Raw genomic sequence first — 10,929 nt, forward strand, 5'->3', positions numbered from 1 at the left:
CCCGATGTCCACCCCTCACCCCCACCCCTGGCGAGGCGTCCTCGTAGCCACCGCCCTCCCGCTCGGCGACGACCTCTCCGTCGACTACGACAAGTACGCCGAGCACTGCGCCTGGCTGGTCGGAAACGGCTGCGACGGCGTCGTACCGAACGGCTCGCTCGGTGAGTACCAGGTGCTCACCCCCGAGGAACGCGCCAAGGTCGTCGAGACCGCCGTGGCCGCGGTCGGCGGGGCGCGGGTCATGCCCGGGGTCGCCGCCTACGGGTCGGCCGAGGCCCGTCGCTGGGCCGAGCAGGCCCGGGACGCCGGCTGCGCGGCCGTGATGCTGCTGCCGCCCAACGCCTACCGCGCCGACGAGCGTTCGGTGCTGGCGCACTACGCGGAGGTCGCCAGGGCGGGGGTGCCGATCGTGGCGTACAACAACCCCATCGACACCAAGGTCGACCTGGTGCCCGAGCTCCTCGCCAAGCTGCACGGCGAGGGGTACGTCCAGGCCGTCAAGGAGTTCTCGGGCGATGTCCGACGCGCCTACCGGCTGGCCGAACTGGCCCCGGAACTCGACCTGTTGATCGGGGCCGACGACGTGCTGCTGGAGCTGGCGATCGCGGGTGCCAAGGGCTGGGTGGCCGGTTACCCCAACGCGCTGCCGGCCGCGTCGGTCGAGCTGTACCGCGCCGCGGTGGGCGGGGACCTGGACACCGCCAGGCGGCTGTACGGGCAGCTGCATCCGTTGCTGCGCTGGGACTCCAGGGTCGAGTTCGTCCAGGCCATCAAGCTGTCCATGGACATCGTCGGCCGGCACGGCGGCGCCTGCCGCCCGCCGCGCGTGCCGCTGCTGCCCGAGCAGGCGGCCGCGGTCCGAGCGGCCACCGAGAAGGCCGTCGCGGCCGGACTGGCGTGACCGGCGACGTGCCCCGGTTCCCCGACCCACCAGGAGCGTCATGCGCAGCAAACTCGTCCTGCACGCCGTCGACTCGCACACCGAGGGCATGCCCACCCGGGTGATCACCGGCGGGATCGGGACCATCCCCGGCGCGACGATGAACGAGCGGCGGCTGTACTTCCGTGAACACCGCGATCACATCAAGCAGTTGCTGATGAACGAGCCGCGCGGGCACTCCGCGATGAGCGGGGCGATCCTGCAGCCGCCGACCCGGCCCGACTGCGACTGGGGTGTGGTCTACATCGAGGTCTCCGGCTATCTGCCGATGTGCGGGCACGGCACGATCGGCGTGGCGACCGTGCTCGTGGAGACGGGGATGGTGGAGGTCGTGGAGCCGGTCACCACCATCCGGCTCGACACCCCGGCCGGCCTGGTCGTCGCGGAGGTGGCGGTGGAGGACGGCGCGGCGAGGAGCGTCACGCTGCGAAACGTGCCGTCGTTCTCCGTCGCGCTGGACCGGAAGATCGTGCTCGCTGACGGGCGGTCGGTGACATATGACATGGCATACGGCGGCAACTTCTACGCCATCCTCCCCCTCGACGAGTTCGGCCTCCCCTTCGACCGCACCCGAAAGGACGACATCCTGCGGGCCGGCCTGTCCCTCATGGAGGCGATCAACGCGGAGGCGGAGCCTGTCCACCCCGAGGATCCGTCCATCCGCGGCTGCCACCACGTCCACCTGATCGCACCCGGCGCCACGGCCCGCCACTCCCGGCACGCGATGGCCATCCACCCAGGCTGGTTCGACCGCTCCCCCTGCGGCACCGGCACCAGCGCGCGGATGGCGCAGCTGCACGCCCGCGGCGAACTCCCCCTGGACACCGAGTTCGTGAACGAGTCGTTCATCGGCACCCGGTTCACCGGCCGGCTCCTCGGCACCACCGAGGTGGCGGGCCTCCCCGCGGTCCTGCCCAGCTTCACCGGCCGTGCCTGGATCACCGGCACCGCCCAGTATCTGCTGGACCCGACCGACCCGTTCCCGGCCGGCTTCGTACTCTGATCCCCTCGACGACCCTCCAGGAGTTCCACCATGGCCGACCGGCCCAGCAGCCCGCCCACCGTCACTCCCGCCATTCCGTCGCTCGGCGGCCGGAAACCGAACTTCCGGGAACGGGTCGTGGACGTCCTGCGTGCCTCGCTGATCGCCGGTGAGCTGCGCCCCGGCGAGGTGTACTCGGCGCCGGGGCTCGCCCCCCGTCTGGGCGTCTCCGTGACCCCGGTGCGCGAGGCGATGCTGGAGCTGGTGAAGGAGGGCATGGTCGAGATCGTGCCGAACAAGGGGTTCCGGGTCACCGCCGTCTCCGAGAAGCAGCTCGACGAGTACACGCACGTCCGGTCCCTGATCGAGATTCCGACGACCGTCGCCCTCGCGGCGACCGCCGACCCGGGTGACCTGGAGGCGCTGCGCCCGGTGGCCCTGGAGATCGTCACCTCGGCCGTGAAGGGCGACCTCATCGCGTACGTCGAGGCCGACCTGGCCTTCCATCTGGGGCTGCTGGCGCTGGCGGGCAACGACCATCTCGTCGAGGTGGTACGGGACTTGCGGCGCCGTTCGCGGCTGTACGGGCTGACGGCGCTGGTGGCGGCGGGACGTCTGAAGGCCTCCGCCGAGGAGCATCTGGAGCTCCTCGACGCCCTGCTGGCCCGTGACGAGCGGGCCGTGCACGAGATCATGACCCGCCATCTGGGCCATGTCCGCGGCCTGTGGGCGGCCCGGCAGCCCGAGCAAGGCTGAGCGCTCCTGCGAACTACGCCCCGGAGTGGGCGAGTTGATGTCGTGGTCGTGGATGTCGGCGCCCGCGACGGCCACCCCGGCGTCCGGGGCGGGGATTTCGGGTATGTCCGCCGTCAGCTCGACTCGCGCACCACCAGGCGGCACGGCACGGTGTGCACCCCGGGCTCCGGCTCCGCGTCGATGGCCTGGAGCAGCTGCAGCGCGGCGATCCGCCCGATCTCGGCCAGGTTCATGTCGACGGTGGTGAGCGGCGGCCGGCAGGCGAGGGCCATCGTGTCCCAGTTGTCGTAGCCGACCACGGCGATGTCCCCCGGCACGTCCTTGCCGCGCTCGCGCAGCGCGTCCGCGACGCCCCGGGCGATCTGGTCGTTGCCGCAGAAGACGGCGTCCGTGTCGGGTGCCGTCCGCAGCACCGCGTCGGCGGCGCGCCGCCCCCAGGCCTCGCTCCACTCGCCGAAGTGCACGCGCCCGGCGGCGAGTCGGAGGTCCGCCTCGGCCAGGTGCTCGACGGCGTGCCGGGCGCGGTCCCGGGCGGCCTGGTGGTGCTCGGGTCCGGTGACATGGGCGATGCGGGTACGACCGGTGGCGAGCAGATGCTCGACGGCGAGGCGGGCGCCGCCGCGGTCGTCGGTGACGACGGAGGTGTCGGCGGGGTCGGTCGACGGGGAGAGGGCGTAGACGACCGGGATCGCCGGGTCGATGCCGGTCAGCGGCGGGCGGGGGTCGGTGCGGCGGCCGGCGACGATGATGCCGTCGACCCGGCGGTCGGTGAGGGTGCGCAGATGGTGCTGCTCGCGGATGGCGTCGCCGCGGGTGTCGCAGAGCAGGACGGAGATCTTCCCGGCGCCCAGCGCGTCCTCGGCGCCGAGCAGGACCGGGGTGCTGAAACGGCCGATGCCGTCCGTCGTCATCAGGCCGACCGTCCAGCTGCGGCCACTGTGCAGGCTCTGCGCATGCTGGTTGGGCCGGAAGCCGAGCGCCTCCACGGCGTCCAGCACCCGCTGCCGGGTCTCCGGGCGCATCCGGCCGGCGCCGTTCAGCGCCTTGGACGCCGTGCCGACGCTGACGCCGGCGAGTGCGGCGACATCGGCGAGCCTTGCCCGGCTGGCGGGCGGGGAGCCTGGGGCAGAGGTCACGGGCAAACCTTTTCCTGGACGGGTCCTCGGCGCCGCCGCCGGCCTTCCGACGGCAGAGCCGCCCCACATCGTCGCAGCCGCCCTCCCGAAGTGCCAGCCCTGGTCGACAACTTGAAAAAACTGCGCCGGGCGTCTTGACCCCTTTCTCCGGTTGCCCTGTACTTCTCGGCGAGAAAACGATTGCTCAAAACAGTTCCTCACTTCCGTGCGATCGGCTTCCCAAACAGCGTTCGATATTTCGAAACCGCGTGTCCAGGCACCCCGCCCCTCCCCACCCCGGAGAGCCATGCCCCGCACCCGTTCCGCCCTGCCCTCCCCCGTCGGCCCGGTCCGCCTCACTCCGGGCGCCCGCACCGCGCTGCGCCCGGCGGCCGTCACCGTCGACGGCGGCTTCTGGCACGGCCGTCGGACGACCAACGCACGTGTCTCCCTCCCTCAGGGCCCGGACCTGCTGGAGTCCGCCGGAAACCTGCACAACCTTCGGCTCGCGGCCGGCACCGCCGACGGCGCGTTCCAGGGCGCGTACCCGTTCGTCGACACGGACGTCTACAAGTGGCTGGAGGCGGCGTCCTGGCACCTCGCCCGCGACACCGGCGAAGGCACCGACGAGGCACTGGCCGCCGACGTGGCGCGGATCATCGACCTGGTGGCCGCGGCCCAGCAGCCCGACGGCTATCTCAACACCTGGTTCCAGCTGGTCAAGGGCGGCGAGCGGTACCAGGACCTGCGCTGGGGGCACGAACTGTACTGCGCCGGTCATCTGATCCAGGCCGCCGTGGCCCACCACCGGGCCACCGGTCGCACCGAACTACTCGACGTGGCACGGAAGTTCGCCGACCACATCGACTCGGTGTTCGGCCTCCCCGGCAGCGGCAGGCCCGTCGACGGCATCGACGGCCACCCGGAGGTGGAGACCGCCCTGGTGGAGCTGTACCGGGAGACCGGCGAGCGCCGCTGCCTCGACCTGGCGGGCTACTTCGTCGACCGGCACGGCCACGGCCTGCTCGGCGGCGAGGCCTACTGCCAGGACCGGGTCCCGCTGCGCGAGGCGACGAACGTCGAGGGGCATGCGGTACGGCAGTTGTACCTGCTGGCGGCGGCCGCGGACCTGGCGGCGGAGACCGGGGACGCCGAACTCCGGGCAGCGGGCGAGCGGTTGTGGCACGCCATGACGACCACCAAGACCCATCTGACCGGCGGACTCGGCGCGCACCACGACCAGGAGGACTTCGGCGACCCCTACGAACTCCCCAACGAGCGTGCCTACTGCGAGACCTGTGCCGCGATCGCCTCCGTCCAGTGGAGCTGGCGGATGGCTCTGCTCACCGGCGAGGCCCGCTACTCCGACCTGATCGAACGCACCCTCTACAACGGCTTCCTGGCCGGGGTCTCGCTGGACGGCGAGCGCTGGCTGTACGTCAATCCGCTGCAGGTCCGGGACGGCCACACCGACACCGGCGGCGACCAGTCGGCCCGCCGCACCCACTGGTTCCGCTGCGCCTGCTGCCCGCCCAACGTGATGCGACTGCTGGCGAGTCTGGAGCACTATCTGGCGTCGAGCGACGAACAGGGCCTGCAGATACACCAGTTCGTCACCGGGACATACGCGACCGACTGGGTCCGGGTGCGCGCCGAGACGGACTATCCCTGGCACGGCACGATCGCGTTCACCGTCGAGGAGACCCCGTCCGAGGGCCCCTGGACGCTCTCGCTGCGCATCCCGCAGTGGTGCCGGGAGTTCCGGGTGCGGTGCGGGGAGGAGACGTACGACCCCGCGGTGGACGACGGCTGGCTGCGGCTGTCGCGGATCTGGACGCCGGGCGACCGGGTGGTCCTGGAACTCTCCATGGAACCCCGGCTCACCGCCGCCGACCCGCGCGTGGACGCCGTACGCGGCTGTGTGGCGATCGAGCGCGGGCCGCTCGTGCACTGCCTGGAGCAGGTCGACCATCCGGGCGGCGGCCTCGACGACATCGTCCTCGACCTGTCCCGTCCGCTCGCCGTGAAGCACCGCCCGGACCTGCTCGGCGGTGTCACCACCGTGGTGGCCGCGGGCCGGCGGCGCCGTATCCCCGACCTGGGCTGGTGGCCTTACGCCCCCGCCCACGACGTTCCCTCGGAACTCGACGGCGAGCCGGTCGAGTTGACCGCGATCCCGTACCACGTCTGGGCCAACCGCGAGGACGGCAGCATGCGCGTCTGGCTCCCCACCTCCTGAGACACCCCGCACTACGACAACGAGGTCACCCCGTGATACCCACCCGCCGTACCCTCATGGCCGTCGCCACGGCCGCCCTTCTCCCGCTCACCGCCTGCGGTGGCGGTTCCGGCTCCTCGGGATCGTCGTCCTCGGCCGGCGGGACGTACACCTTCTGGGACCCGTACCCGCAGTTCGACGCCTCCTCTGACTGGGGCAGGCGGGTCACCGCGTGCGGCAGCGCGGCCGGGGTGAAGCTCAAGCGGACCGCGTACGACACCACCGACCTGGGCAACAAGGCGCTGCTGGCCGCGCAGCAGGGCAACGCGCCGGACGTGATGCTGGTCGACAACCCGGTGGTCTCCACGCTGGTGGAGGCGGGGATCCTCAACAAGACGAAAGACCTCGGCCTGGACACCTCGTCGATCCAGCAGAACGTCATCGGCGCCGGCACGATCGACGGTGCCTCCTACGGCGTCCCGATCGGCGCCAACACCCTCGCGCTCTACTACAACAAGAAGGTCCTCTCGGCGGCCGGCGTCGACCCGGCCTCCGTCAGGGACTGGGCGTCGCTCACGGCCGCGCTGAAGAAGGTCAGGGCAGCCGGGAAGAAGGGGATCACCTTCTCGGCGATCAACACCGAGGAGGGCAGCTTCCAGTTCCTGCCGTGGTTCTGGGGTGCGGGCGGCGACCTGACAAAGCTCGACTCCGCCAAGGGAGTTGCCGCGCTGTCGCTGTGGAAGCAGTGGGTGGACGCGGGGTACGCGCCGAAGGACGTGCTGCAGAACACCCAGACCACCAGCTGGCAGGAGTTCGCCACCGGGGACTACGCGTTCGGCGAGAACGGCACCTGGCAGCTCGGCAACGCCGACAAGGCCGGATTCGGCTACGGCGTCATCAACATCCCGGCACAGAACGGCGGTTCGGCGCCGGTGCCGACGGGCGGCGAGTTCGTCACGGTGCCCGTGCAGAAGGACACCTCGCGCTACGACGTCAGCAAGAAGATCGTCGGCTGTCTGACCAGCGCCACCAACCTGCTGGCCACCGACACCACGCTGATGTACGTGGCGCCGACCTCCGCCGTGCAGACCCAACAGGTCGCGAAGAACGCGGAGTTGAAGCCGTGGGTGGCGGCGGTCGCGGCGGCGCGTGGCCGGACCAGCGGCGGTCTCGGCACCAGGTACCCGACCATCTCGCAGCCCCTGTGGACGGCCGTCCAGTCGGCGCTCTCCGGCGGCAAGAGCCCCCAGGACGCCCTGGCCGCCGCTCAGTCCAGCGCGCAGAAGGGCTAGGACCGGCATGACCGTCGCCCGGGTCGACCGACCGCGGCGAGCACCGGCCGCCGCGGCACGGGCGAACGACACCGGTGCCCGCTCCCTGCGCCGCAGACGGCGGCTGACCGCGCTCGCCTTCGTGACCCCGCTGCTCGCCTACCTGGCCGCCTTCTACGTCTATCCGCTCTACCGCAACCTCGACCTGAGCCTGCGCGACTACACCGTGCGCTCCTTCGTGGCGGGCGACGCGCCGTTCTCCGGCTGGGCCAACTTCCGTACGGTGCTGGACGATCCGACGTTCGGCCCGGCAATGCGGCACACCATGGTCTTCACCTTCGTGTCGATCGCCTTCCAGTACGTGATCGGGCTCGCCCTCGCGGTCTTCTTCAACCGGCACTTCCGGCTGTCGACCGTGCTGCGGGCGCTGTTCCTGATCCCCTGGTTGCTGCCGCTGATCGTGTCGGCGTCGACGTGGTCGTGGATGTTCAACAGCGAGTCGGGGGTGGTGAACTACTTCCTGCACTTCTTCGGCGTGGCCCCCGTCGGCTGGCTGACCTCGCCGGACTGGGCGCTGACCTCGGTGATCGTCGCCAACATCTGGATCGGCATCCCCTTCAACCTGGTCATCCTGTACAGCGGCCTGCAGAACATCCCGGGTGAGCTGTACGAGGCGGCGGCCCTGGACGGGGCGGGCGGCTGGCAGCAGTTCCGCCGGATCACCTTCCCGCTGCTGCGCCCGGTGTCGGCGATCACCCTGCTGCTGGGGCTCGTCTACACCCTCAAGGTGTTCGACCTGATCTGGATCATGACCAGGGGCGGCCCCGGCGACGCCTCCTCCACCCTGGCCACCTGGTCGTACCAGCTGGGCTTCGGCACGCTGCTGCCCAGGTTCGGTCCCGGTGCCGCCGTCGGCAACATCCTGATCCTCATCGCCCTGGCCTTCGGCCTCCTCCACATCCGCGTCCAGAGGAGGCAGGAAGCATGAAGTCGCGCGGCCACACCCTGATCGGCCTCTGCCTCACCGCGCTGATGCTGTTCCCGGTGTACTGGATGCTCAACGTGTCCCTCACCCCGCAGCAGGACATGCGCAAGGACCCGCCGGACCTGCTCCCGCTGCACCCGACCTTCGAGGGCTACCGCGCGGTCCTCGACGACCAACTCCCCTACCTGGGAACCAGCTTCCTGATCGGGATCGGCACGGTCGCCCTCACTCTCCTGATCGCCGCCCCGGCCGGCTACGCGCTGGCGAAGCTGCGGCCGCGCGGCGGCGGTGCACTCGAACTGGCCCTCCTCATCGCGCAGATGATTCCCGGGATCGTCATGGCGATGGGCTTCTACGGCATCTTCCTGGACCTGGGTCTGCTCAACTCCTGGTGGGGACTGATCGTCGCGGACTCCACCATCGCCGTGCCCTTCGGCGTCATGATCTTCACCGCGTTCATGTCGGGCATCCCCGGCGAACTCCTCTCGGCCGCGCGGATCGACGGCGCCGGAACCTGGCGCACCTTCCGGTCGGTCGTCCTCCCGCTGAGCCGCAACGCGGTCGTCACCGTCTCGCTGTTCGGCTTCCTGTGGGCCTGGTCCGACTTCGTCTTCGCCAACACCCTTGACGGCGGCGGCAGTTGGAAGCCGATCACGCTCGGCATCTACAAGTACATCGGCAACAACAACCAGGAGTGGAACGCGATCATGGCCACCGCCGTCGTCGCGTCGGTCCCCGCGGCCGTACTCCTGGTCCTCGCCCAGCGCTATGTGGCCGCGGGCGTGACCGCGGGCGCGGTGAAGGACTGAAACACCACCCACTGAAAACCGCCCACCGCACACCCCGACTCCCCCCGCTCCCCTTACTCGCTGAGGAGATTCATGCCATGAGCCGCATCACCCTCAGACTCACCCTCGGTGCCGTGGCCGTCGCCGCCGCGCTCGGCACCACCGCCCCCGCCCAGGCCGCGCCCAGCTCCGCCACCACCCTCGTGGTGAGCGCGAACCAGACCCTGCGCTCGGTCACGCACGTGGCCTCGGGCAGCCTCTACGGCCTGGACACGGCGAGCGTGCCGGCGGACAGCCTGGTCTCACCCCTGAAGCCGAACACCTTCGTACAGATGGCGCCCGGCGGCAGCCAGCTGCCCAACGGCGAGCCCAGCCCCGGCGGTGACGCCCTGACCGTCGCCCCCGAGGCGGCGAAGGCAGGCGCCGAGGTCGTCGTACGGATGCCGGACTGGTATCCGAACTTTCCCTACAAGTGGGTGAGTTGGAGCGACTGGCTGTCCGCCGTGGACAAGCAGGTCGCCTCGGTGAAGTCCTCCGGCGCCACCGACATCGCGGCGTACGAGCTGTGGAACGAACCCGACTGGACCTGGGACACCTCGGCGGCCGGCAGCTTCGACTCCGGGTGGGCGACGACGTACCGGGAGGTCCGCGCGAAGGACTCAAGTACCCCGGTCCAGGGCCCGAGTTACTCGGCGTGGAACCAGAGCTGGATGACCACGTTCCTGACCGACGCCAAGGCGAGCGGCACCGTGCCCGACATCGTCTCCTGGCACGAGCTGCAGGGCTCGCAGGACATCGCCGCCCATGTCGCCGCCTACCGCGCCCTGGAGACCAGCCTCGGCATCAGCGCCCGGCCGATCGCCATCGAGGAGTACGGCACCACGAGCGAGGTCGGCGTCCCCGGACCGCTCGCGAGCTATGTCGCCAAGTTCGAGCGAGCCGGGGTCCATGACGCCGAACTGGCCTTCTGGAACCACTACGGCACCCTCGGCGACACCCTCACCGACACCGGCGGCTCAGCCAACGGCGCGTACTGGCTGTACAGGTGGTACGGCGACATGTCCGGGAACATGCTGGTCACCACGCCTCCGGCGCAGACCGGCATCGACGGCTTCGCCGCCCGCAACGGCGCGGGCAACCAGATCAGCGTGGTGACCGGCGGCTGCACCGGTTCGTGTGCCGTCACCGTCAACGGACTGTCGTCGCTGTCCGCCTTCGGCAGCACCGTGCACGTCAAGCTGGAGTACACCCCGTCCAGGGGCCGTACGACCGCCGTCTCCGGGCCTGTCACCATCTCGGACACCGACTACCCGGTCAGCGGCGGCTCGATCACCGTACCGGTGACGATGAACGCCTCCGACGGCTACCACCTGACCATCACCCCGAGCGGCACCGCCACCTCGCTGGCCGGCCGCTACCAGATCACCAACAGGAACAGCGGCCTCGCCCTGGACACCAGCGGCGCGGGCACCGCCCAGGGCACCGCCGTCGTCCAGGCGACCTCCAGCACGGGCACCGACCAGAACTGGACGCTGGTGGCCGCAGGCAACGGCCTCTACAAGATCCAGCAGCAGGCGAGCGGACTGCTCCTCGGCATCACCAACGCGGGCACCGGCGACGGCGGCACCGCCCTGATCTGGGGTGACAACGGCACCGCCGACCACCTCTGGCAGCTGATCCCCTCCGGAGACGGCTACTACAAGATCGCCAACTACAACAGCGGACTGCTGCTCGGCGTGAACAACATGAGCACCTCATCCGGCGCCCAGGTCCTCCAGTGGGACGACAACGGCACCGCCGACCACCTGTGGAAACTGACGGCACGCTGACGTATGCCGCAGTGAACCCGAGCACACCCGCGCGGGGCGACGAGC

The 10,929-nt window shown here is 70.6% G+C and carries 9 protein-coding genes; 8 read left to right on the plus strand and 1 reads right to left on the minus strand.

The features are described from left to right. The first annotated feature begins 4 nt into the window (after positions 1 to 4). From ACFWPS_RS20650 to ACFWPS_RS20660, 3 genes are read left to right on the plus strand one after another with little or no spacing between them, the layout of a single operon-like run. The gene (locus tag ACFWPS_RS20650; RefSeq protein WP_383707097.1) at positions 5 to 901 is read left to right on the plus strand and encodes a dihydrodipicolinate synthase family protein; all 897 of its coding nucleotides are present in this window, start codon (positions 5 to 7) and stop codon (positions 899 to 901) included. A gap of 40 nt (positions 902 to 941) precedes the next feature. Beyond that, positions 942 to 1,943: a proline racemase family protein gene (locus ACFWPS_RS20655; RefSeq protein ID WP_383707099.1), complete on the plus strand. Its 1,002-nt coding sequence runs from the start codon at positions 942 to 944 to the stop codon at positions 1,941 to 1,943. A gap of 30 nt (positions 1,944 to 1,973) precedes the next feature. After that, positions 1,974 to 2,678: a GntR family transcriptional regulator gene (locus ACFWPS_RS20660; protein ID WP_383707101.1), complete on the plus strand. Its 705-nt coding sequence runs from the start codon at positions 1,974 to 1,976 to the stop codon at positions 2,676 to 2,678. A 113-nt stretch (positions 2,679 to 2,791) separates the two neighbouring features. Here the strand turns inward: ACFWPS_RS20660 and ACFWPS_RS20665 are convergent, their stop codons facing one another. Continuing rightward, complete coding sequence (locus ACFWPS_RS20665; protein WP_383707103.1) at positions 2,792 to 3,814, minus strand: LacI family DNA-binding transcriptional regulator; 1,023 nt, start codon at positions 3,812 to 3,814, stop codon at positions 2,792 to 2,794. Between the two features lie 286 nt (positions 3,815 to 4,100). Here ACFWPS_RS20665 and ACFWPS_RS20670 point away from each other — a divergent pair, with 286 nt between their 5' ends. From ACFWPS_RS20670 to ACFWPS_RS20690, 5 genes are all read left to right on the plus strand, one after another. Then, positions 4,101 to 6,032: a glycoside hydrolase family 127 protein gene (locus tag ACFWPS_RS20670; RefSeq protein ID WP_383707105.1), complete on the plus strand. Its 1,932-nt coding sequence runs from the start codon at positions 4,101 to 4,103 to the stop codon at positions 6,030 to 6,032. A 56-nt stretch (positions 6,033 to 6,088) separates the two neighbouring features. Beyond that, positions 6,089 to 7,303, plus strand: a complete 1,215-nt coding sequence (locus ACFWPS_RS20675; RefSeq protein WP_383707107.1) for an extracellular solute-binding protein — start codon at positions 6,089 to 6,091, stop codon at positions 7,301 to 7,303. A gap of 7 nt (positions 7,304 to 7,310) precedes the next feature. After that, entirely contained in the window at positions 7,311 to 8,270 is a 960-nt protein-coding gene (locus ACFWPS_RS20680) for a carbohydrate ABC transporter permease (RefSeq protein ID WP_383707109.1), read from the plus strand. After that, a complete protein-coding gene (locus tag ACFWPS_RS20685) occupies positions 8,267 to 9,076 on the plus strand; it encodes a carbohydrate ABC transporter permease (RefSeq protein WP_383707111.1) in 810 nt (269 codons plus the stop codon). The genes ACFWPS_RS20680 and ACFWPS_RS20685 overlap by 4 nt, the downstream gene beginning before the upstream one ends. A 77-nt stretch (positions 9,077 to 9,153) precedes the next feature. Beyond that, positions 9,154 to 10,884, plus strand: a complete 1,731-nt coding sequence (locus ACFWPS_RS20690) for an RICIN domain-containing protein (protein ID WP_383707113.1) — start codon at positions 9,154 to 9,156, stop codon at positions 10,882 to 10,884. The last annotated feature ends 45 nt before the right edge of the window (positions 10,885 to 10,929 follow it).

Origin of the sequence: Streptomyces sp. NPDC058457 (assembly GCF_042720695.1) — a bacterium.
GTDB lineage: Bacteria > Actinomycetota > Actinomycetes > Streptomycetales > Streptomycetaceae > Streptomyces.

What these genes read in the sequence shown, in the direction of transcription:
- ACFWPS_RS20680 (WP_383707109.1), top strand. Translation starts at nt 7,311, where the DNA reads ATGACCGTCGCCCGGGTCGACCGACCGCGGCGAGCACCGGCCGCCGCG.
- ACFWPS_RS20685 (WP_383707111.1), top strand. Translation starts at nt 8,267, where the DNA reads ATGAAGTCGCGCGGCCACACCCTGATCGGCCTCTGCCTCACCGCGCTG.
- ACFWPS_RS20660 (WP_383707101.1), top strand. Translation starts at nt 1,974, where the DNA reads ATGGCCGACCGGCCCAGCAGCCCGCCCACCGTCACTCCCGCCATTCCG.
- ACFWPS_RS20690 (WP_383707113.1), top strand. Translation starts at nt 9,154, where the DNA reads ATGAGCCGCATCACCCTCAGACTCACCCTCGGTGCCGTGGCCGTCGCC.
- ACFWPS_RS20655 (WP_383707099.1), top strand. Translation starts at nt 942, where the DNA reads ATGCGCAGCAAACTCGTCCTGCACGCCGTCGACTCGCACACCGAGGGC.
- ACFWPS_RS20670 (WP_383707105.1), top strand. Translation starts at nt 4,101, where the DNA reads ATGCCCCGCACCCGTTCCGCCCTGCCCTCCCCCGTCGGCCCGGTCCGC.
- ACFWPS_RS20650 (WP_383707097.1), top strand. Translation starts at nt 5, where the DNA reads ATGTCCACCCCTCACCCCCACCCCTGGCGAGGCGTCCTCGTAGCCACC.
- ACFWPS_RS20675 (WP_383707107.1), top strand. Translation starts at nt 6,089, where the DNA reads ATGGCCGTCGCCACGGCCGCCCTTCTCCCGCTCACCGCCTGCGGTGGC.